Source organism: Exobacillus caeni, from assembly GCF_005747095.1.
Classification (GTDB): domain Bacteria; phylum Bacillota; class Bacilli; order Bacillales; family Guptibacillaceae; genus Exobacillus; species Exobacillus caeni.
In genome coordinates this window covers 99,827-121,018 of sequence record NZ_SWLG01000008.1, presented here as the reverse complement: position 1 = coordinate 121,018, position 21,192 = coordinate 99,827, and the positions used below count along the sequence as shown (strand labels likewise).

The 21,192-nt window shown below is 39.2% G+C and carries 21 protein-coding genes; 15 read left to right on the top strand and 6 right to left on the bottom strand.

Translation table 11 applies throughout. The features are described from left to right. Positions 1-17: 17 nt before the first annotated feature. Positions 18-1,184: a hypothetical protein gene (locus FCL54_RS12885; RefSeq protein ID WP_138127039.1), complete on the bottom strand. Its 1,167-nt coding sequence runs from the start codon at positions 1,182-1,184 to the stop codon at positions 18-20. 374 nt (positions 1,185-1,558) lie between these two features. Here FCL54_RS12885 and FCL54_RS12880 point away from each other — a divergent pair, with 374 nt between their 5' ends. Then, positions 1,559-2,092: a DUF6241 domain-containing protein gene (locus FCL54_RS12880; RefSeq protein ID WP_138127038.1), complete on the top strand. Its 534-nt coding sequence runs from the start codon at positions 1,559-1,561 to the stop codon at positions 2,090-2,092. A gap of 419 nt (positions 2,093-2,511) precedes the next feature. On the opposite strand, the gene FCL54_RS12875 is transcribed toward FCL54_RS12880, so the two are convergent. Then, positions 2,512-4,068 carry an ABC-F family ATP-binding cassette domain-containing protein gene (locus tag FCL54_RS12875; protein WP_138127037.1) on the bottom strand — a complete coding sequence of 519 codons (1,557 nt, stop codon included), beginning with the start codon at positions 4,066-4,068 and terminating at the stop codon, positions 2,512-2,514. Between the two features lie 310 nt (positions 4,069-4,378). Here FCL54_RS12875 and FCL54_RS12870 point away from each other — a divergent pair, with 310 nt between their 5' ends. The 7 genes from FCL54_RS12870 (at position 4,379) to FCL54_RS12840 (ending at position 12,267) form a co-directional block, all read left to right on the top strand. Beyond that, entirely contained in the window at positions 4,379-5,170 is a 792-nt protein-coding gene (locus FCL54_RS12870; RefSeq protein WP_138127036.1) for a DUF2087 domain-containing protein, read from the top strand. 565 nt (positions 5,171-5,735) lie between these two features. Beyond that, on the top strand, positions 5,736-6,146 hold the full coding sequence (locus FCL54_RS12865) for a hypothetical protein (RefSeq protein WP_138127035.1): 411 nt from the start codon (positions 5,736-5,738) through the stop codon (positions 6,144-6,146). A 163-nt stretch (positions 6,147-6,309) separates the two neighbouring features. Then, on the top strand, positions 6,310-8,277 hold the full coding sequence (parE, locus tag FCL54_RS12860) for a DNA topoisomerase IV subunit B (RefSeq protein ID WP_138127034.1): 1,968 nt from the start codon (positions 6,310-6,312) through the stop codon (positions 8,275-8,277). 2 nt (positions 8,278-8,279) lie between these two features. Then, a complete protein-coding gene (parC, locus tag FCL54_RS12855; protein ID WP_138127033.1) occupies positions 8,280-10,715 on the top strand; it encodes a DNA topoisomerase IV subunit A in 2,436 nt (811 codons plus the stop codon). Between the two features lie 50 nt (positions 10,716-10,765). Beyond that, positions 10,766-11,047, top strand: a complete 282-nt coding sequence (locus FCL54_RS12850; protein WP_138127032.1) for a MazG nucleotide pyrophosphohydrolase domain-containing protein — start codon at positions 10,766-10,768, stop codon at positions 11,045-11,047. A 73-nt stretch (positions 11,048-11,120) separates the two neighbouring features. After that, the gene (locus tag FCL54_RS12845; RefSeq protein ID WP_138127031.1) at positions 11,121-11,615 is read left to right on the top strand and encodes a metal-dependent hydrolase; all 495 of its coding nucleotides are present in this window, start codon (positions 11,121-11,123) and stop codon (positions 11,613-11,615) included. Positions 11,616-11,700: 85 nt separating this feature from the next. Beyond that, the gene (locus FCL54_RS12840) at positions 11,701-12,267 is read left to right on the top strand and encodes a peroxiredoxin family protein (RefSeq protein ID WP_246055252.1); all 567 of its coding nucleotides are present in this window, start codon (positions 11,701-11,703) and stop codon (positions 12,265-12,267) included. A gap of 158 nt (positions 12,268-12,425) precedes the next feature. Here the strand turns inward: FCL54_RS12840 and FCL54_RS12835 are convergent, their stop codons facing one another. Further along, positions 12,426-13,868 carry a bifunctional metallophosphatase/5'-nucleotidase gene (locus FCL54_RS12835; RefSeq protein WP_138127029.1) on the bottom strand — a complete coding sequence of 481 codons (1,443 nt, stop codon included), beginning with the start codon at positions 13,866-13,868 and terminating at the stop codon, positions 12,426-12,428. A 155-nt stretch (positions 13,869-14,023) separates the two neighbouring features. Between FCL54_RS12835 and FCL54_RS12830 the strand changes: the two genes are divergently transcribed. Both FCL54_RS12830 and FCL54_RS12825 read left to right on the top strand, forming a co-directional pair. Continuing rightward, a complete protein-coding gene (locus FCL54_RS12830) occupies positions 14,024-14,647 on the top strand; it encodes a LysE family translocator (RefSeq protein WP_171016831.1) in 624 nt (207 codons plus the stop codon). A 255-nt stretch (positions 14,648-14,902) separates the two neighbouring features. Continuing rightward, a complete protein-coding gene (locus tag FCL54_RS12825) occupies positions 14,903-15,526 on the top strand; it encodes a LysE family translocator (RefSeq protein ID WP_138127027.1) in 624 nt (207 codons plus the stop codon). Between the two features lie 77 nt (positions 15,527-15,603). Here the strand turns inward: FCL54_RS12825 and FCL54_RS12820 are convergent, their stop codons facing one another. Next, positions 15,604-16,563, bottom strand: coding sequence for a helix-turn-helix transcriptional regulator (locus tag FCL54_RS12820; protein WP_138127026.1), 960 nt, complete (start codon positions 16,561-16,563; stop codon positions 15,604-15,606). A gap of 109 nt (positions 16,564-16,672) precedes the next feature. On the opposite strand from FCL54_RS12820, the gene FCL54_RS12815 reads away from it, so the two are divergent. The 4 genes from FCL54_RS12815 to FCL54_RS12800 all read left to right on the top strand — a co-directional run bounded on the left by FCL54_RS12815 (position 16,673) and on the right by FCL54_RS12800 (position 19,817). After that, the gene (locus FCL54_RS12815; RefSeq protein WP_138127025.1) at positions 16,673-17,206 is read left to right on the top strand and encodes a dihydrofolate reductase family protein; all 534 of its coding nucleotides are present in this window, start codon (positions 16,673-16,675) and stop codon (positions 17,204-17,206) included. 122 nt (positions 17,207-17,328) lie between these two features. Beyond that, positions 17,329-17,781, top strand: a complete 453-nt coding sequence (locus FCL54_RS12810; protein ID WP_138127024.1) for a helix-turn-helix transcriptional regulator — start codon at positions 17,329-17,331, stop codon at positions 17,779-17,781. Positions 17,782-17,826: 45 nt separating this feature from the next. Beyond that, on the top strand, positions 17,827-19,269 hold the full coding sequence (locus FCL54_RS12805) for an FAD-binding oxidoreductase (RefSeq protein ID WP_138127023.1): 1,443 nt from the start codon (positions 17,827-17,829) through the stop codon (positions 19,267-19,269). Beyond that, entirely contained in the window at positions 19,266-19,817 is a 552-nt protein-coding gene (locus FCL54_RS12800; protein WP_138127022.1) for an MFS transporter, read from the top strand. The genes FCL54_RS12805 and FCL54_RS12800 overlap by 4 nt, the downstream gene beginning before the upstream one ends. Positions 19,818-19,914: 97 nt before the next feature. Here FCL54_RS12800 and FCL54_RS12795 read toward each other — a convergent pair whose 3' ends face one another. Then, the gene (locus FCL54_RS12795) at positions 19,915-20,637 is read right to left on the bottom strand and encodes a 3-ketoacyl-ACP reductase (protein ID WP_138127021.1); all 723 of its coding nucleotides are present in this window, start codon (positions 20,635-20,637) and stop codon (positions 19,915-19,917) included. Positions 20,638-20,768: 131 nt separating this feature from the next. Beyond that, complete coding sequence (locus FCL54_RS24415; protein ID WP_246055263.1) at positions 20,769-20,921, bottom strand: hypothetical protein; 153 nt, start codon at positions 20,919-20,921, stop codon at positions 20,769-20,771. On the opposite strand from FCL54_RS24415, the gene FCL54_RS12790 reads away from it, so the two are divergent. Then, a complete protein-coding gene (locus FCL54_RS12790; RefSeq protein ID WP_246055250.1) occupies positions 20,848-21,111 on the top strand; it encodes an anion permease in 264 nt (87 codons plus the stop codon). The two genes, FCL54_RS24415 and FCL54_RS12790, sit on opposite strands and share 74 nt — an antisense overlap. Positions 21,112-21,192: the final 81 nt, after the last annotated feature.

Sequence of the window (21,192 nt, the reverse complement as noted above, 5' to 3'; positions counted from 1 at the left end):
TAGATTACTCAAACGATTTATTGATAATTTATAATGGCCGGATTTGGATCCAGTTTTAATACTTCTTCCGGAGTAAGAACAGGATTGTCCTTTTGATAGAATATCTTAAAGCCGCCATATTGAACTGCGTCATTTCGAACGAACTTGCGGTATAGTGACATCTTCACTGCAGACGGTCCATAACCGTCAAAATTCAGGGCAACTTCAACGTTTTCTGTAGGTTTTATTTCTTGTTTATTGGCAACAGCCTTATCTGTAAATTGGTGCACAAGGACAACTTTATCAGGTAAGTTGTTTTCTTCCACCAGTTTTGATACGTATTCAACAGTTTCTTGAATTTCGGCACCATCTACCTGGCCAAGATCGATTCCCGGTGTCTGACCCTCGTCAACGTGAAATTCTGTGTCAATAGCCAGGTGCACGAATGGGAGTTTCAACCACTTTTCAACTAACTTTGCTTGATGTAACGCGTTGTCCCGGCCAAGCTGAACATCGAGCATAAGCAGTGCATTATTTTCCTTTGCAAGCTGGACGTATTTTTCAATATCTTCTTCAGAGGTCATATGGTAGTAAAGGCCATTTGGCCCCGGTGTTCGCTGTGCGACAGTTGTAATAAGTTCTATCATAGGAACTGCTGGATGGGCAGGGTCGGCATTCGAATACTTCTGGGTTTGTTCTTTTAGCTTTGCCATCAAAGCATCCGGCTGCATCTCGCCCAGGATGCCCATTTTAGTAGAGTCGGGATGTCCATAAAAGGTCACCAGGCGATGATCTTTCAAGGGGCCATCGGTTTCATCTGTCTTTCCTTCGATTAACAATTGGCCGACTGGTGTTTTTCTGGTTCGGTCTTCCCCATGTGCTTCGACAACAGGCATTTTAGCTAAGTCTTCCTCGGACATTGTTTGTTTTAAAGGTTTTGCATCCTTAGCAGGCTCTAGGGCTTCAAATGGTTGAACCGGTTTTGCTTTTTCTTCTACTTCAGGTTTTTCTTTCGAAGTATTGTCCGGATTAGCTGGCTTTTCCCCTGAATCTTTCGGGTCACTTGTTGCATTTTTCTGTTCTTGGTTATCCGTTTGTTGTTCAGCTTTTTCAATTTCTCCGGATGAACTGGATGTCGGGTTTGAACATGCTGCGAGGCTTGAAGCAAGTAGTGCACTTGCAATAACCAGGTTGAACTTTTTCATTTATAACACTTCCTTTATGTATGTGATGCTATCTAGTAGATTAAAGGTTTTTATACAAAAACCAACTCTCTTATTCTAACACTTGGAAGGGATAGGAAACGATACTAAAATAAATTTTATTCGATCTTTTAAGAGGATGGGGGAAATATTTCATAATTATTTTATAAAAAAAGGAACCTTGTGGGTTCGGAGTCGTCTATTTGTGTGTCAGGGGGGATGCAGATGGACCGCCAGAAACAGTCAGACATTGATAACATTGAAAAAACAAAAGTATCAAACAATGGTAAAACGGCTGCAAAAATTAAACGAAACTGTTCAATACTCGCTTAAATCACGTTAGCTCTCAAAATAATCAGTTACAGAGGTGAAATATCATGAAAACGAAAAATCTTTTTTTGATTTTCATAACGATCATTGTAATAGCTTGCGGAGTAATGTACTGGGCTATTTTGGAGGCTTCAGAATCTGTAAATGGAATAGGAAAGAGTGCTCATTCACAGCAAAAGGCGGATGAAACTTCAACATCAAATGAACCAAAGATAAGCGAATCAGATTCGATTTCAATTGATGAGGAAGGTGTTCCTTCTGAAGATAGGTTTCAATCTTTACTTCATTGGATGACCCACCAGAAGGTAAAAGCGAGTGAGAAATGGGGGAAAATGCAAATTACTGAGGAAAGAATTGATCAAATGCTTCAAGTACTAAACACTGTTAAGGGAACCACTAATGAGTATGAGCATCAGGAGTTTTATGAAGATGCTTTAAATCAGTGGAGTGGAGGGGACTTTTCCAATGCAGTAACCGTCCATAATACCATCTGGAAATGGAACGGTGGAACAATCGGGAAAGCAACAGGGCCTATGACCAAAACAGAGGAAGAAGCATATATAGCTGTTCATTTTAAATAAGAAAATACCTCCGTTATATGACGGGGGTATTTTATGGTTATGAACTGCTTTATCCACGCCAAAAAGTAAGATTATAGCAGGGTTAACCATGTATAAACTAAGAAGAGTAGCAGTTATAGGAGAAGTGAAGAGTATTTTGGGGATTTGAAATGAAAGTTAAGGTCTTTGATGCACTTTTGGATTTTATTGATTATAGATTTCAGCTAGTACTTAACATAGATTTTTCCTGATAACTTTCTTTTGAAATTTCAATTACCGTATTTAAATAAAAAATTTGAAATTAAAATAAAACAGGATCTAAATTTTAAAAATAACAAATAACAAATAATAAAAAATCAAAAAGAAAAACATAAGAAATAATAACTTTTAAACTAAGCAATAAAAAATACACCCCCGGAAAGGTTCGGAGGTGTTGTTGTTTAAACAAGTTTTGTTGTCCAGGATTCACAGTTCCATACATCTGAAACCACATCCTGGTAAAATTCAGGTTCGTGGCAGATCAATAGAATGCTGCCTTTATATTCTTTAAGGGCGCGTTTAAGCTCCTCTTTTGCATCTACATCAAGGTGGTTGGTAGGCTCATCCAGAACAAGCAGGTTTGTTTCTTTGTTGATCAGCTTACATAAACGGACCTTCGCTTTTTCGCCTCCGCTCAGCACCTGTACCTTGCTTTCGATATGCTTGGTAGTAAGTCCGCATTTTGCAAGTGCGGCACGAACTTCTCTTTGGCCATAATGTGGAAAGGTTTGCCACACTTCTTCTATACAAGTGTTCGTTGATCCGCTCTTATCTTCTTGTTCGAAGTAACCGATTTCCAGATAATCTCCAAGCTCAACATTTCCTTCTATAGGCCTGTTTTCTCCAAGGATGCTTTTCAGTAAAGTCGTTTTACCGATACCGTTAGCTCCAGTAAGAGCGATCTTTTGGCCGCGTTCCATCCGGAGGTTAAGCTGTTTAGAAAGTGGGCTATCATAGCCGATGACCAGTTCGTTTGTTTCAAACACCATTTTTCCAGATGCTCTAGAAGGCAAGAAGCGGAATTCTGGCTTTGGCTTTTCTTTCGCAAGCTCGATAACATCCATTTTATCCAGCTTTTTTTGACGGGACATCGCCATGTTACGAGTGGAAACACGAGCTTTGTTACGAGCTACAAAGTCTTTCAAACCGGCGATTTCTTGCTGTTGCTTCTTATATGCAGCTTCGAGTTGCTGCTTCTTCATTTCATATACTTCCATGAAGTTATCATAGTCACCTACATAGCGGTTCAACTCCTGGTTTTCCATATGGTAGATAAGATTGATCACGCTGTTAAGAAATGGAATGTCATGGGAGATCAAAATAAATGCATTTTCGTACTCTTGCAAGTAACGTTTCAGCCAGACAATATGCTGTTCATCAAGATAGTTTGTCGGCTCATCCAGCAACAGAATGTCAGGTTTTTCAAGCAAAAGCTTTGCAAGCAATACTTTCGTACGCTGGCCACCGCTTAAGTCTTCCACATCTTTATCAAGGCCAAGATCTTCAAGGCCAAGACCACGAGCAATTTCTTCTACCTTTGCATCAATCACATAAAAATCGTTATTTGTCAGCATGTCCTGGATCGTTCCGGTTTCCTCTAGAAGCTTTTCTAACTCTTCCGGGGAAGCTTCACCCATTTTACCGAACAGCTGATTCATTTCTGATTCTCGATCGAACAGATATTGAAAGGCGCTTTTTAAGACATCTCTGATCGACATGCCACGCTCAAGTGCAGTATGCTGATCAAGATATCCGACCCTCACATTTTTAGCCCATTCAACCTTTCCTGCATCTGGCTCAAGCTTTCTAGTGATGATATTCATAAACGTTGATTTACCTTCACCGTTGGCACCGATTAAACCAATATGCTCACCTTTTAAGAGGCGAAAGGAAACATCTTCAAAAATAGCCCTGTCTCCAAAGCCGTGGCTAAGATTTTTAACCGTTAATATACTCATGAAAAACACCTTTCTTGATGTAATCAAAACTTTAGGTAAGTTAGCAATCTATATAAAAAGCTCTTTAATTTTTGTACACCAAACTTGATTATAGCGGAGTTAAGCAATGTTTGAAAGTGAAGTTTTACTAACAACCTTATAGATCCTACAGTTCCAAGAAAATAGCTAAGCTGATGGTAAATATATTAGAAAGTAAGATCGTATAATAATATTGTTATTTAGTAAACGTTACTGTATCATGTCTATTATATGATAAACAAAAATTTAATGCGTTTGCTAAATTAATAAACGGATTGGAAGTGTATTTAAAATGCCAGCTGAAGAAATATTTTGGAACGCCTCTGTTGAAGAGCTGAAAAGAGGCTATGTCTTTGACGAACATAATGAGCGGTTTATTTGTATTGTTTGCAACGAATTCTTTCAAAAAGGGGTTATCTATCCTTCTGAAGGCGTATTGTATGAAGCAGAGCTTGCAGTGAAAAACCATGTTAAAGAAGATCACGGCTCTATGTTTGAATACTTATTGAGTATGAATAAGAAATACACTGGTTTAACAGAGCTGCAAAAAGAAATCCTTAGCCATTTTAAGAGTGGATTATCAGATAAAGAAATTGTCAATGAACTCGGTTCAGGGAGTACCTCTACGATTCGTACACATCGCTTTAAGCTTAAGGAAAAAGAAAAACAGGCCAAAGTATTCCTCACCATCATGGAATTGCTAAACGACAAAGATGAAAACAGGGAATTTGGCCAAAAGCACGAGGACAAAGAAGAACAACTAATCAATATTCACAGGGGGGCAACCATGGTGGACGAACGGTACGCGATTACAAATCAGGAAAGAGAAAAGGTATTGAAAACTTATTTTAAAGAAGGGCTGGATGGACCACTTAGCCAGTTTCCGAGTAAAGAAAAGCGAAAAATCATTATCTTACAACATATTTTGAAAAGTTTTGACCCCGACAAGGTGTACACAGAAAAAGAAGTAAGCGAAAAGCTCAAAGCAATGTTTCATGATTTTGTAACGATTCGCCGCTACTTGATTGAATATGGATTTATGTTACGCAACAGGGATTGCAGTCAGTATTGGGTAAACACATAAAGGGGGCAAGAGACGACGTTTGTTCAGTTTTTAAATGATGATTGTCGGGTTGAAAAGGGGAATGCGAAAAGACAGGAGCTAACGAATATAGTTCCTGTTTTTTAGACAAAAAAATTCATTGGTTGCGAAATACTTCTTAGATATCGGTAAGTCCAAAAAGGTAATAAGGAAGTTGTATAGAACTAGGTAAAACATACTATTTTAAAAGATTTGCTTTTAAGTTTTACGAGCGGGGTGATAATGTGACTGTGAAAGTAGTTCCTAAAAAATTTCCTGCTTTACAATGCTTTAAAATGAACAGAGTTTTGGCATATATTCAGCTGAGAGAGTAACGAAATGACTGAAATTCTTTTTTGGGATAGCCGATAAAGAAATTGATAAAGTAATTGGGACATGCGGTTATTTGCATTTCAATACAACATATTGGAGAGCAGAATAGGAAGTTCCAGAGATAAGATCATGCTCCTAAAAATATATGGTTTTTTTAGCAAGTTGGAATTGGCTCCTTCAAAAAAGTGTTTTGTGGTAAACTTTTAAACATAGTAGAAAGAAAGGAGCTTCCTCGATGGCATATTTAAAAGGGACACTGCTCTTTACCGCAATTCTTTTGATTCTATTAACAGGAGTCACAGCGTTCGACCAAAACAGGGACGATGACCTTGAATATACGGCCGGGGAAATAGATGCAAAAATAGTCCGGTATGAAAAACCTGTTATGGAAGTAAGTGGAAACGCTAAGGAAGAAGAAAAAGCTAACGACGATATCAAAACTGACGAAAATGAAAAAGATAACCCGGAAGAGACGAAAACTGATCAGATCGACTCAGAAATGAAGCCATATTATTATTTAATCATTGATAACACCCCGTTCTTAACTGATTTCGAAACATGGAAAGCATACGAAGAGGGCAATGAAGTAATGGTAGGGTATGAAAAGAAAAACGTACATATTCTGAAAACGATTGAACAGAATTAGATTATAGGGTAAAATCAGAACGATATAAAACCTCTTCCTGCCGTAGAGCAGGATTTTTTTATACTTTTATAATCGCTGAGTTCGAATCGGATAAAAAAATGGAAACATCCGTTCGCTTATGGTAGTCTTATAGGTAGAGAGATGTTGAAAGGAGCAAGATCTTTTGGCAACAAAACCAATGTTTGATTACAATGACGATACTATTCAGGTGCTCGAGGGACTTGAAGCCGTTCGAAAAAGGCCTGGTATGTATATTGGAAGTACAGATTCACGCGGGCTTCACCATCTGGTTTATGAAATCGTAGATAACTCTGTTGATGAAGCGCTTGCTGGGTTTGGCGATAAAATTGCAGTAACAATTCATGAAGATAACAGTATAAGCGTGACGGACAATGGCCGGGGTATGCCTGTTGGAATGCACAAGCTTGGCAAGCCGACTCCAGAAGTCATTTTAACTATACTTCATGCAGGCGGTAAATTTGGCCAGGGCGGTTACAAAACAAGTGGAGGTTTGCACGGAGTTGGTGCTTCCGTCGTTAATGCACTTTCTGAATGGCTTGAAGTAACGATTCATCGTGATGGCCATACATTTAAGCAGCGTTTTGAAAACGGCGGAAAACCTGTTACTACGCTTGAAAATATCGGTAAGACGAGGAAGACAGGAACCACGATCCACTTTAAACCTGATCCACTTATCTTCAGTGTGACAAATTATAATTACGATACGTTAACCGAACGTCTCCGTGAAGCGGCATTTCTTTTAAAAGGATTAAAAATTGAACTGGAAGATAAACGCCATGACCGGAAAGAAGTGTTTCATTTCGAAACAGGAATCGAAGCGTTCATCGGGTACCTAAATGAGGAAAAAGATGTTCTTCATAAAGTCGTTTCCTTTGAAGGCGAAAGCAATGGTATTGAGGCTGAGTTAGCGTTTCAGTATAACGATGGTTTTACGGAAAACGTACTTTCTTTTGTAAACAACGTTCGCACAAAAGACGGCGGTACGCATGAGTCAGGAATGAAAACAGCAGTCACCCGTGTTATGAATGACTACGCACGTAAAGTAGGCCTTTTAAAGGAAAAAGATAAAAACCTTGATGGAAACGATATCAGAGAAGGCTTTACAGCGATTGTTTCTGTAAGGATCCCGGAAGAGCTGCTTCAATTCGAGGGGCAAACGAAAAGTAAACTCGGTACAAGTGAAGCGCGTTCTGCTGTTGATTCAATCGTTTCAGGACAATTCTCTTACTTCCTTGAAGAAAATCCACAAACGAGTGAAATGCTGATCCGAAAAGCAATCAAAGCTGCACAGGCAAGAGAAGCTGCAAGGAAAGCTCGTGAAGACGCTCGTTCAGGTAAAAAAGGCAAAAGGAAAGAAACGATTCTCAGTGGTAAATTAACACCTGCCACTTCAAGGAACCCTGCTAAAAATGAACTTTATCTTGTAGAGGGTGACTCAGCAGGCGGTTCGGCAAAACAGGGACGAGATAGACGTTTCCAGGCGATCCTTCCTCTTAGAGGTAAGGTTATTAACACCGAAAAAGCAAAGCTTCAGGATATTTTTAAAAATGAAGAAATCAATACGATTATCCATGCGATCGGCGCAGGTGTAGGACCTGACTTTGATATTAACGATATTAACTACGATAAAGTGGTGATCATGACGGATGCCGATACTGATGGAGCCCACATCCAGGTATTGTTGTTGACGTTCTTCTACCGTTATATGAGACAGTTGATCGAAGCTGGAAAAGTATATATCGCTCTTCCTCCGCTTTATAAAATAAGCAAAGGAAAAGGCAAAAAAGAAGTGGTAGAATATGCGTGGGATGAAGACGGCATGAAAGAAGCGATTAAAAAAGTAGGTAAAGGCTATACCATTCAACGTTACAAAGGCCTTGGCGAGATGAATGCCGATCAGCTCTGGGAAACGACGATGGACCCTGAGACCCGTACTCTTGTAAGAGTGAAAATTGAAGATGTTGCCCGTGCAGAGCGCCGTGTTTCTGTATTGATGGGTGATAAAGTTGAGCCAAGGAGACAATGGATCGAATCCAATGTTGCATTTGGCATCGATGAAGATACCAATATCTTAGACAATGAAAATATTTCAGTCATTGAGGAGGCGTAACTTTGGCGCAAGCAGAGAAGTTTTTAGACCTGCCGCTTGAGGACGTCCTTGGCGACGCCTTTGGGCGCTATAGTAAATATATTATTCAAGACCGTGCGCTGCCAGATGCAAGGGACGGATTAAAACCGGTACAACGCCGTATTTTATATGCGATGTACCAGGATAACAATACACATGATAAACCGTTCCGGAAATCAGCCAAAACGGTTGGTAACGTGATCGGAAACTTCCATCCGCATGGAGATTCTTCGGTCTATGAGGCGATGGTGAGGATGAGTCAGGAATGGAAGGTTCGTAATGTTTTAATAGAAATGCATGGGAACAACGGTAGTGTTGACGGAGATCCTCCAGCTGCAATGCGTTACACAGAAGCACGCCTTTCGGCCATAGCTTCTGAGCTGCTCAGTGATATTGAGAAAAACACAGTAGAATTTGCGCCTAACTTCGATGACACTCAAAAAGAGCCTGTCGTTCTTCCGGCAAGGTTCCCGAACCTGCTAGTTAACGGTTCAACTGGTATTTCCGCTGGATATGCTACTGATATACCACCTCATAACCTTGGGGAAGTGATCGATGCGGCAATCATGCAAATGGAAAAGCCGGATTGCTCGGTCGATGATTTAATGAAGCATATTAAAGGCCCTGATTTCCCAACCGGGGGTATCGCCCAGGGCTTGGACGGAATCAAAAAGGCCTTTGAAACTGGTAAAGGAAAGTTTATCCTGCGTGGAAAAGCTGATGTAGAAGAAGTGCGCGGTGGCCGCCAGCAAATCGTAATAACTGAAATTCCTTATGAAGTAAATAAAGCGAATCTCATCAAGAAAATCGATGAACTTCGCGTTGACCGGAAAGTAGAAGGAATTGCTGAAGTCCGGGATGAGACTGACCGCACTGGACTGCGCTTTGTTATCGAACTTAAAAAGGATGCGGATGCAGACGGAATCTTGAATTTTCTATATAAAGCAACAGACCTACAGATCACTTACAACTACAACATGGTAGCAATCTATAATAAAACCCCAAAGCTAATGGGATTAAAAAAGATTTTGAAAGCATATATTGGGCATCAAAAAGAAGTTGTAACGAACCGCTCAGAGTTCGAGCTAAGAAAAGCTTTAGAGCGCCAGCATGTTGTGGAAGGCTTGATCAAAGCTATCTCTATTCTCGACGAAGTGATCAAAACGATCCGTTCTTCCACAGATAAAAGGGACGCGAAGAATAATTTGATCAAAGCATATGAATTTACAGAAGCACAGGCTGAAGCAATCGTTACATTGCAGCTTTATCGTTTAACAAATACGGACATCACAACACTTGAAAAAGAAGCAGAAGAGCTTGCGAAGACTATTAAGAGTCTGCAAGCAATTTTAAACAGCGAGAAAAAGTTGATCGGAGTTATTAAGAAGGAACTTTCCGCTATACGTAAAAAGTATGCAGATGACAGGATGACAAAGATTGAAGCCAAGATTGAGGAAATTAAAGTGAGCCTCGAAGTTACCGTTCCTTCTGAAGATGTAATCATAACGGTAACGAAAGATGGTTATGTGAAACGGACAAGCCCTCGTTCGTATGCTGCCTCCAACGGAAAAGACTTTGGCATGAAAGAAACGGATCGTATACTAAGAATGTTTGAAGGTAATACGACAAATACGCTACTTTTATTTACAAACAAAGGCAGTTACCTCTATCTTCCTGTTCATGAACTGCCAGACATTAGGTGGAAAGATCTCGGCCAGCATGTTGCTAACCTGATCAGCATCGATTCAGATGAAGAGATCATCGAAGCAATGGAGATAAAAGAATTTAAGGAAGATCAGTTCCTTTTATTTATATCAAAACAGGGAATGGTCAAGAAAACAGAACTATCAAAATATAAAGCCCAGCGCTACTCCAAGCCGCTGATGGCGTTAAAGCTGAAAAAAGGCGACGAATTAGTAGATGTTTATCAGACAGATGGCAACAATGAGTTAATGGTGGCAACTCATGGAGGCTATGCACTTCGCTTCAAAGAAGAAGAAGTCAATATCGTAGGCCAGCGTGCTTCAGGAGTGAAAGGCATTAACCTGAAGAAAGAAGACTATGTCGTAAGTGCCTGTGTGATTGAACCAGATGTGCCTGCTAATCTTGTGTTAATAACACATCGCGGGGCAGTAAAAAAGATGCCGCTAACCGAATTTGAACAAGGATCACGTACGAACCGTGGTGTAGTGATGCTAAGGGAACTAAAATCCAATCCACATCGAGTGGTAGGACTTAAGCTAGTAACGAAAAATGACCTTGTTATGATTAAAACAGAAAAAGGAGAACTCATCGAAGTAGACCCGACCACATTGCGATCAAATGACCGATACAGCAATGGCTCGTTTGTTGTTGATGTGAGTGTTGCAGGTGATGTCTCGAAAGTATGGAAGGAAGAAAAAGAAACAAATGAAGAATGAGCAGCCGGTCGGCTGCTCTATTTCTTTAACGAGAAGGGGAAGAGATAAGGATGACACTTAAAGAGCTTCAAACATACATAAAGGATAAAGATTTTAACACTGAAATGGCACATGGCTACTTCCAGAAATTGATTGAAGAGGTAGGAGAGTTATCTGAAGCGATACGGAAAGAAAAGCGCTATGACCAACAATCTAGCATTAAAGGCACAATAGATGAAGAGCTTTCAGACGTTTTATATTATGTTCTTGCACTTGCCAATGTGTATGGAGTGGACCTTCACACTGCTTTTCAAAAGAAAGAAGAGATTAACAATATAAAATACAACGTTTAAAAACTCCATCTCATTAGTTTACCATAACATCATTATGTATCTTATCAACTAAGAATGAAAGGGGGAGGAGTAAATGGAAGGTAAAACACATTTACTTGGAGGCATCTGCATTGGTTCTGTTGTCCACTATTATTCTTTTGGCACTTCACTTGAAATTTCTCAAAGCTTCCTGTTAATAGGAAGCAGTTTAGTAGGCTCCATACTCCCAGATATATGCCACCCGGGCTCAACTGCAGGGAGAAAAACTAAGGCGTTATCCAAACGGATCGCTGCTTTTTTTGGCCACCGGACGGTAACGCATAGCTTATTTTTTCTTTTCTTTGTTAACTGGCTTGTATCTTATTTGCCGTTGGCAAGTAATGATGTTGTCCAAAACGGGATATTGGCAGGAATGATCAGCCATTATATCCTGGATGCTTTAACAGTTAGAGGAATCAAGCTCTTTTATCCTTTGCCTATAAGAGTTCGTTTTCCAATTTTTATAAAAACAGGATCTTCAAAGGAAGGATTTGTGTTAAGCGGATTAAGTATAGTTTCATTATGGTATTTATATGTTCTTTTTATTTAATAGGTTTTACTTCATCATTTCTTAACAAATCATGTTTATCCTTAAAATGATAATATTATTAGTTCGGAGGAGTCATGATTTGTTAGTGAGAAAGATTTTTCCCTTTGCGATCATAGCGATTTTAGCCATTGTTTTGCTGCTAGAAATAAGCGGTATCCCTATGAATAACAGCACAATTAATAATGATGCGATAAAAGGTTATTCATTGTCTGATAGTAATGGAGCCGGGATAAAGGAAGGAAGTAAAGCGCCGGACTTCTCATTACAGACTATTGACGGTAAAAAGGTAAAGCTAAGTGACTACAGAGGAAAAAAAGTAGTACTTAACTTCTGGGCTACATGGTGTCCCCCATGTAAAAAAGAACTGCCAGAGCTACAAGAATACTACATAGAAAACGGAAATGATAAAGTAGAGATAATCGGGGTCAATCTAACAAAAATAGAACGCAGCGAGAAGGATGTTGATCCGTTCGTGGAAAAATACGGATTGACGTTCCCGGTCATTTTGGATAAAAAGGGTAAAGTAGAGAAAGTGTATCAAATCCAAAGTTATCCGACGAGCTATATTCTTGATAAAGATGGCAATGTAGAAAAAGTAATTGCAGGAGCCGTTAATAAGGAAACGTTAGAAAATATATTGTCCTTACGCTGAGCATTTCAAATTGCTAATACAACGTTATAAAAAACTGCTGACTCATAAGTGTCTGGCTCTCTCTGGTTAGCATAGTATTTAGATGAACTTGTACAAGTGTTCATCTAGATACTATGTTAGAGGAGCCTGGCACTTTGCTTTTGAGTCAGCAACTTTTCTTATACGGACTCTATGTCTCCCATTTTTACATCTACTGGAGAAAGGGAGCTTATATACTTTTTCAATACTTCGATCGAATGGATGTTTTGATAGTTCTTCAATTTCTCAAACTTCTTTAACGTTTGTTGGCCGGCCGCAACAATTTTATAGGTTGTATTTTCATCAAGAGGTCTGCCGTTAATAAAGATAGTTTGTATCCTGGCACCCCTGGGATTATATGGTTTAAAAGTCATTCGAACACCGCTTGTTCTCAGAACATAGCCGCCCATTTGGTTATAGGGATCTCTTGCATAAACATGATCAAGGTTCGCTTCAAACATGTCATAGATTTCTGAACCCTTGAGTTCAACTGTAAATAATTCCGGATTAGTTGGAATGATTTGAAACAAATCGTTCAGAGTGATACTTCCCGGAGCTACCGGTACTCCATAACGCCATCCATGTGATAATGCCATATCTCCTTCGACCGAATGAAGATATGCATCTGTGATCAAGCGGTCCATAGGCGCTTCTTCTAACGTCATCCGATGCAGTGTTGTTGCCGTTTTGCCTACCGTTTCATTATGCTCTCTTTCATAAGGCTCGAATAATTCCTGGACAAGGCTTGTCACCGTTTGATCATCAGGAATAGAAGGTTCATATAAAGAAATGAACTGGTGGGAATAGTCCACCACATTTTTGTTTTCAATTGTTAAATCCAATCTACCCAGGAACGAGCCATGAGAGCCTGACTGGATAATGATTGTTCCATTTTTAACAATTGGCTTTCTTGTTCGGTCGTGGCTATGCCCGCTTAATAAAACATCTATCCCTTTCACCTCAGAACAGAGCTTTACATCAAGGGGGAGGCCCATATGGCTTAAAACTACGATTAAATCGACATTTTCGTTGGCCTTCAGCTTATCGATATGTTTTGGAAGCTGTTCCAATCCTTTTGAGAATATTAATCCTTCTGAAAAATGATTGTGCATAATTTTATCTTCATATGGGTACGTCAGGCCAATCACGCCTATCTTTAGTCCATTGTCAGTTTTTTTAACAACATATGGTTCAAGAAATGGAGTTTCTGTTGAATCATCTAACAAATTACAGGCAACTGCAGAAGCATCCAGTTCTTTGACTAACTTTCCAAGTTGCTCCTTACCATAGGCAAAGTCCCAATTGCCGGGGACAAATGCATCCAATTCCAGGGCATTTAGAATAGGAACGGCAACATCTCCCTTTGATTGTACGAGAGGCGCGGTGCCATGGAAAATATCACCACTATCCATAAAAAGGAGGTTTGGGTTAGTTTCTTTTAAACCTTTAACATAACCTGCAGCAGTTCCAATTCCCCTTGTCTTTTTTAATTCGAAACCGCTCGCATTCCAAACAAATTCTAAATGCGGTTTAAAGTGACCATGCGTATCGTTTTGTTGGACTATCGTTAGTTGTTTCTGCAAAATATTGCTCCTTTCTCTTCAAAAATAGGGTGGGGGGTGTATATATACTTTTCTCTTTCCCGAAAAGAGCAATATTTAATTATATTAGAGAAAAATTAACTTTTTTTTATGAAGATGATACAATAGTTGAAAAAAAGATGGAAGGAAGACAAAGGATGGAGAGCTACTGGTTATATGTGTTGGTGGCTGTTACGTTAATTTTAACTCCCGGGGCTGACACAGTTCTTGTGACCAGAAACACGCTTGCACTTGGCAGTAAAAGCGGGCGAACAACAGCGCTTGGAACGGCGACTGGAATTTTTGTTCATACATGTGCCGTGATTATTGGAATTTCTGCGATTCTTGCAGCTTCTTCCGTTATTTATGAGACCATTAAATGGATCGGAGCAGCTTATCTGGTTTATCTCGGTGTTAAATCTTTCATAACAGGTTTTACAGCTCAAAAAGAAATCGCCGTTACGAAAAAGTCACAAGTAGTTTCGACGAAATCCTGTTACCTGCAGGGTGTATTAACAAATGTTCTTAACCCTAAGATCACTGTGTTTTTCTTAACGTTTTTACCTCAGTTTGTAACGCCTGGCGATCAAACGGTCCAGCAATTTTTACTCCTTGGAATGACTTATATTGTTCTTTTGGTTATCTGGCTGTTTTTATATGTCTTTTTGCTTGATTTATTTAAAGTTTGGTTTGAAAAGCCATCGACAGGAAGGTTCTTTGACTTTATGACCGGTTCAGTGATGATTTTATTGGGACTAAAACTCGCACTGGAAAAAGAATAGAAAAAGGCCTATTCCCAGTCCAAAGGAATAGGCATAGTCCTGTGTGGAAGAAACCATAGTTTCTTCCCTTTTATTTTAAAAAGAAAAGGAACCGCTGTCATTTCTGAATGTACTTTATTATGAGTTTTTTGACTTTACCTGGAGTTTTATCCAAAAGCTTTTGGTTCTTGTTAGGAGGCTTTTCATCAGGCATTGTGACTATCGATTAATTGTAGTAAAATTTTTAATAATTTAAAATCTTTCGGAGGAATGCTAATGGATTTACTAACGGTTTTTTACTTTTTAGCTGCATCGGTGTTATTGACAGTAACACCAGGACCGGATTTGATGTTCGTATTTGCGCAAAGTGCCTCATACGGGAAAAAGGCAGGTATTTCAACGGCGCTTGGACTTTGCACGGGACTAATCGCACATACTACGGCTGCGGCAGTAGGTATATCCGCAATTCTATATCAATCCACTCTGGCGTTTCAGTTGATCAAATATGCCGGTGCTATTTATTTGCTCTATCTTGCAGTCATGGCATTCAGAGAAGGGAGGCTGGATCCTGAAGTGCAATCTGTGAAAAGGTACAACCTTACCTCCCTGTATAAAAAGGGGATATTTATGAACATGTTGAATCCAAAGGTTTCGATTTTTTTTCTGGCTTTCCTTCCTCAATTTGTTACTACTGAATCAGGTAATGTACCACTCCAGATGATCGCGTTAGGTGTGCTGTTTATCATCCAGGCCCTTGCCATTTTTGGAGTTGTTTCTGTTCTTGCAGGGCGTCTTGGTGAAAAACTGTGGAGCCGTCCAGGGATGTTTAATGTGATTAATAAATCAAAGGGACTTATCTTTGCTTTTTTTGCAATTAGACTTGCGTTTGAACAAAAATAACATAGAACAGGATTTATTGAGCTTGACTATTAGTAAGGAAGAGAAGCCTACTGTCTCTTCCTTTTTTAATGTTTATCTTATTCTTTATACATATCAATAACATCTTTTGCCATGATGATTAATGTATCTTTAAGATGTACGGGATTAGCAACTTTCATCTTATTTCCGAATCCGAATATGTATTCAACCGCTTCCTCTTCGGAATGAAAGCTTAGTGTTACGGGGAGCCATTGGTCTATATCATTATTTCCAACTTCAATAACCTCCACAAATTTTCCGGTGAATTTTAATCTTGGTATTATCGAGCTTAAAACTTTTACTTGTACGATATAACGGGGAAGATTATTTACAAATTCTTTTTTTGATTTTTTCCAGTAGCTTTGAAGGTTAAAATAGGATGGATAAGTGAATTCTTCATCAAGCATGATAACCGATTTTATTCTGGATACTCGATAGTTTCTGTATTCCCCCTTTTTTAATGCAACAAGGTACCATTTATCACCCTTTGAAACTAATCCCAGGGGCTCAATTATCCTTTCATCTGATTTTCCATTGTATTTTTCGTAAATAATTTTTAGTTTTTTTTCGTTGAACAGGGCACGTTTAATGTCCGTAATAAAAGCCTGGTGTTCGGTTCTGTCCTTCCAGGTACTTGTGTCAATGTACACTCTTTCCCATAATTTTATAGCTTCTTCTTTATGTTGATACGGAACAGAGGAATACAGCTTTTCCCTGGCTTTCTCTGAGATTTCGTTGAAACCGAGATCCGCTAATAGGTTGTTAGAAGAAGGGATAAATAAGGATTGCACTTCTTCGTTTTTCAACCAGCTAAGTCGATTTTGCCAGTTGTCCATTATGCTCCATCCGCCGCCTTTTCCTCTTTCCGAGAAGATGGGAATGCCTGCAGAGATTAAAGCTTCCATGTCACGATGGATCGTACGCTGTGTTACTTCTAATTCCTGGGCTAGTTCTTTTGTTGTAACTTTTCCTCTTTTTTTGAGTAAGAGTAAGATTGAAATCAATCGGTCTGCACGCAATGTATTTCCCCTTTCATTTATAATATGACAACAGATGTCATATTTGAATTATATGGTTTTATTATAATAACAAAAAGAAAGATTACAAGGTGAAAAGAGGAGGATGAGTATGAAGGAACGAAGAAAAATCGTTTTGTACATTGCGCAAAGCCTTGATGGGTATATTGCGACGGAAGATGATTCATTGGATTGGCTGTTTAGAATGGAAGGGGAAGGAGACAACGGTTTCGGAAAATTTCATGAAACGATTGATACGGAAATAGTCGGGAGAAGAACGTACGATTGGGTGATGGAGCATGAGAATGGCAATTATCCATCTAAAGAGAAGAAATGTTATGTGATGACTGGTTCAACGACTGTAAAGAATGAGAATGTGACATTTGTTAACAATGATATCGTGGGACTTACAAACAGACTGAAGAGGGAGGAGGGAAAGAATATTTGGCTTGTTGGTGGCGGAGAGTTAATTCATGCTTTCTTAGAAGAAAACTTAATCGATGAAATCTATATACAAATTGCACCATCATTGATAGGTAAAGGCATACCATTGTTTAAAAGGGGAGATTATGAAATCGACCTGGAGCTAAAAGATATTTCTCGTTATAACCAGATGGCGCAATTGCACTATGAAGTGAAAAAATAGTTATTTCGTAAATAAAGTTTAAAGCACTACTTTTTTAAGTAGTGTTTTTTTTAATATGAAGAGTTGAAAAAATATTCAAAAGGTGTAAAATTACACATAAGGTGTAAATGGGAGGTGTCCTGATGACTCAGGATGATGTTGTGAAGCTGATTAGTGAAAAGTTAAAGCTGATCCGTACGGAAGACGGCTTAACACAGATTAAGATGGCAGAGCTACTTGGTGTCAGCAAAAAAACGCTTGTCCAGATAGAAAAAGGACGAACAAAAGCTAGTTGGACGCTAACAGTTGCTGTATGTGCTTTGTTTAGAGACAGCGAAGTATTACGGAATGCTTTGGGTGAAGATCCAGTAGATATGATAGAAACCCTTGCCCATGAATCGATCGAAAAGCCAAAGGAAAAGACGATGGGAGGTAAAGTATGGTGGGTTGAGGTCGAGAAACATGGTTGCTTTAGACTTCAACGAAACATGATCAGCCAGCACTACCGGATTTTAGACGAAGATGATTATCGCTGGTACAGCACGTTTGATCAAGATATGGCTTTTAATAAATTTCATTCACTTACAAAAAGGTAGAACTCATAAAGGAAGTCTGTTTAAAGGTAAAGGGGGATGCCTTTAATGAGAATCAAAAGTAACATAGCTATTATCCTTTTTCTAATCGGATATGGAAGCTTCTTTTTATATTCAGTTTCACAAGAGAAAACGGATAGCAAATCGACGATAAGTGATGTGAGCGGGTTGATGCCCGTAAAGGTCAAGAGAGTTGTTAAAGGCAATGAAGAGAAATCCTTTATAAACACAGTAAAAGAAGCGAATGAAAAGGACTTAAAAGTATCGATCGCGGGCAAAATGCATAGTCAGGGAGGACATACATACTACGAAGACGCGGTTGTGATGGATACAACCGGCTATAACGAAATTCTGAAAATTGATCCTGAGAAAAAAATAGTCCGTGTGCAAAGCGGAGCAACCTGGGATGATATCCAACAAGCGATCAACCCTTATGGCCTCTCGATAAAGGTAATGCAATCGCAGAATATCTTTACGATTGGCGGTTCTTTGTCTGTTAACGTCCATGGCAGAGATATAAGAAACGGTTCTTTAATTGAAACGGTGAAATCTTTTCGGCTGTTAAAACCAGACGGCGAGGTGATCACCGTATCAAGAACCGAAAATGGTGAATATTTTCCGTTAGTCATCGGTGGTTATGGATTGTTTGGCATGATCTTGGACGTGGAGATTGAATTGACGAATGATGAGTTATATCAAATGAGAACAAAACAAATGGACTACAAAGACTACCCATCTTATTTTAAGAAAAACGTAAAGGGAAACAAAAATGTTCGCATGCATCTTGCAAGGATCTCAACCTCTCCGGATTCTTTTCTAAAAGACATGTATGTAACTGACTATGAATTAGCAGAAAAACAGGAAGACTTAAAGAATTATAATGAACTGAAATCTGACAGAGGAACTTGGCTCACAAAGCCATTGCTCGGTCTTTCAAGAGACTTTGATTGGGGAAAAGAAATGTTCTGGAAGCTGCAAAATAAATATTTTGAGAAAAAAGACGGAAGTTATGTTTCCAGGAACAACAGCATGCGCTCTGAGTCGGAGTTTCTCGAATACAAAGATGAAGAGAACACTGATATTTTACAGGAATACTTTGTGCCAGTTGATGAGTTCTCGTCTTATATTGAAGACTTGCGTGGGATATTGTCAGAAGAAGAATTTAATCTAGTAAATATTACGATCCGCTATGTCGGCCACAATGAAGATGCTGTCTTATCTTTTGCGAAAGACGATATGTTTGCCCTTGTACTGTTAATTAATCAAGGAATAGCTGAAGAGGATAAAAAGCAAACACAAAAAGTGGTGCGAAAGATGATCGGCGTGACGTTAGAACATGGAGGAAGCTACTATTTACCGTATTACTCTTATCCGACAAAAGAACAAATGAAGCTTGCTTATCCACGAACAGAAGAATTCTTTTCTATGAAACGGAAGTTAGATCCCGAAGAGCGCTTTGTAAATATGTTTTATGAGGAGTATGGCAAATGAGGATCTTCATTTTTTCTCAAAGTATCGCATTGATTTCAAGCAGCATTGTTTTTCCGTATTATCTTTTGTTCATTAAAAACGTCGGTTCTAGCTTTGCACAGTTTGGCCTTGCTTATGGTTTATTCACTTTGACTTCCGCATTGGTCCACCGATGGATCGGTAAAACTTCTGATAAGGTGGGGAGCAAGGTGTTTCTTATTATTCACGCCTGGGGAATGGCTGTTGCCTTTATCACCCTTCCACTTGTTAGTTCATTATTGCAGGTATATATGCTTCAAGTATTTCTCGGCGTTCTGGGTGCCATGCAAAAAACATGTGAAAAAAGCATGCTAACGGAATTTACAGCAGGATCAAAACAAGGGGAGTTGATCGGGAACTATCATTTCTGGACAACGATGTGTTCAGCACTTGCTGTGATGGGAAGTGGGTTTTTAATCGATTATCTTACCATTCATGCTATTTTCTATGTTGGCTCGATATTCTTTCTGATCAGCGGGCTAATGATGTTTAAAGTGCAACAAGATTCTACAAAATCGCTAAACAACTAGCATATAACTGGAAATCAGCTAGTTAAAAACAAATAGAGAATGGGCATGCCCTATTCTCTATTTTTCTATCTTTATATTTACATTTATGTTTATTTCATCAAAATGGATTTGTTGCCCATTGAAGAGACTGTTTGATAAAGATACGTGGATGCAATTTTAACAGGGAAACCATATGTTCCGCCAAATCTTCTGGTTGCATGTATTTTTCTTTATCGCTTTTTTCAAGTTCCTCCCCAAAAGTCATCTCTGTAGCGACCAGACTTGGATTAAGTGTTATGACACGGATGTTATTTTTGCGAACCTCCTGCATCAAGGCTTCCATTGTCCCCTGAACAGCAAACTTTGACCCACTATATGCTGTGCTTTTCGCGGTCCCTTTTAAGCCGCTGCTGGACGAAATAGTGATGATGTCACCGCCGTTTTTTTCAATAAGTTGAGGCAGAACAGTGCGTGTTACATGGTATGTTCCAAAGACATTCACTTCAAAGGTCCTTTTCCATTCTTCTGGATCAATTTCTAAAAAAGGCCCATACGTTCCTATGCCAGCATTATTGATCAAAATATCTGCGGGACCCAGTTCATTTTTCAACATTCCTATTGCCGTTTCTACTTGTTCCAGATTCGAAATATCAGCGATTGCTATACTTGCGTTTACTCCAAAGGATCTAGCTTCCTCTGCAACTTTTTCGAGTGCGCTTTCCGTACGAGCGATCATACCTACATGAACTCCTTCACGCGCAAGCTCTAAAGCCGCTGCCCTTCCGATTCCTCGGCCGGCGCCTGTCACATATGCGGTTTTACCTTCAATCGATTGTGCCATACTCGACATTCCTTTCTATTTATTTATCTATCGCAACTGTAAGGCCACGGATGAGTAAAAGCAAATTTTTGGCCTGTACAACATAATAAATTGTTACAGATGTAGTAGAGGGATTATCATCTTGTTTGCGATCACGGATTTTTTGTGAAAGCACATATCCGATGAATAAATACTGCCACAGCAACATTGATATATCCGATCATGGCATCCCTGGCTACGGCTGTTTTTTTAGTCACATATGCATTGATGAGCACAGCTGGTTTAACTGCCAGCTGTGCTTTCATGTTACCTGTTGCTGTTCATCCAAACAGAAACGAGTTCGGTTCTGGATATTTAAGGATTCCGGATATGACGCGAGCAGGATTTTGGCTCAATACCTTTTCTATTGTTATTATTACAATAGTCATTTATTTCTATCTGCCATGCGTATGGGGAATCGATATAACAGACTCCCCAGATGCTTTCAGAAAGTAAAAGATGGAGAGGTGTGAAGAAAGGTTTCTTTGCCTTTCTTCTTTTTTTCTTTTAACGAATCAGTAGATTAAAACTTTAAAT

Bases quoted from the DNA above. Each gene is read 5' to 3' on its own strand.
- FCL54_RS12885 (WP_138127039.1), bottom strand. From the start codon at position 1,184: ATGAAAAAGTTCAACCTGGTTATTGCAAGTGCACTACTTGCTTCAAGC.
- FCL54_RS12880 (WP_138127038.1), top strand. From the start codon at position 1,559: ATGAAAACGAAAAATCTTTTTTTGATTTTCATAACGATCATTGTAATA.
- FCL54_RS12875 (WP_138127037.1), bottom strand. From the start codon at position 4,068: ATGAGTATATTAACGGTTAAAAATCTTAGCCACGGCTTTGGAGACAGG.
- FCL54_RS12870 (WP_138127036.1), top strand. From the start codon at position 4,379: ATGCCAGCTGAAGAAATATTTTGGAACGCCTCTGTTGAAGAGCTGAAA.
- FCL54_RS12865 (WP_138127035.1), top strand. From the start codon at position 5,736: ATGGCATATTTAAAAGGGACACTGCTCTTTACCGCAATTCTTTTGATT.
- FCL54_RS12850 (WP_138127032.1), top strand. From the start codon at position 10,766: ATGACACTTAAAGAGCTTCAAACATACATAAAGGATAAAGATTTTAAC.
- FCL54_RS12845 (WP_138127031.1), top strand. From the start codon at position 11,121: ATGGAAGGTAAAACACATTTACTTGGAGGCATCTGCATTGGTTCTGTT.
- FCL54_RS12830 (WP_171016831.1), top strand. From the start codon at position 14,024: ATGGAGAGCTACTGGTTATATGTGTTGGTGGCTGTTACGTTAATTTTA.
- FCL54_RS12825 (WP_138127027.1), top strand. From the start codon at position 14,903: ATGGATTTACTAACGGTTTTTTACTTTTTAGCTGCATCGGTGTTATTG.
- FCL54_RS12815 (WP_138127025.1), top strand. From the start codon at position 16,673: ATGAAGGAACGAAGAAAAATCGTTTTGTACATTGCGCAAAGCCTTGAT.
- FCL54_RS12810 (WP_138127024.1), top strand. From the start codon at position 17,329: ATGACTCAGGATGATGTTGTGAAGCTGATTAGTGAAAAGTTAAAGCTG.
- FCL54_RS12805 (WP_138127023.1), top strand. From the start codon at position 17,827: ATGAGAATCAAAAGTAACATAGCTATTATCCTTTTTCTAATCGGATAT.
- FCL54_RS12800 (WP_138127022.1), top strand. From the start codon at position 19,266: ATGAGGATCTTCATTTTTTCTCAAAGTATCGCATTGATTTCAAGCAGC.
- FCL54_RS12795 (WP_138127021.1), bottom strand. From the start codon at position 20,637: ATGGCACAATCGATTGAAGGTAAAACCGCATATGTGACAGGCGCCGGC.
- FCL54_RS24415 (WP_246055263.1), bottom strand. From the start codon at position 20,921: ATGAAAGCACAGCTGGCAGTTAAACCAGCTGTGCTCATCAATGCATAT.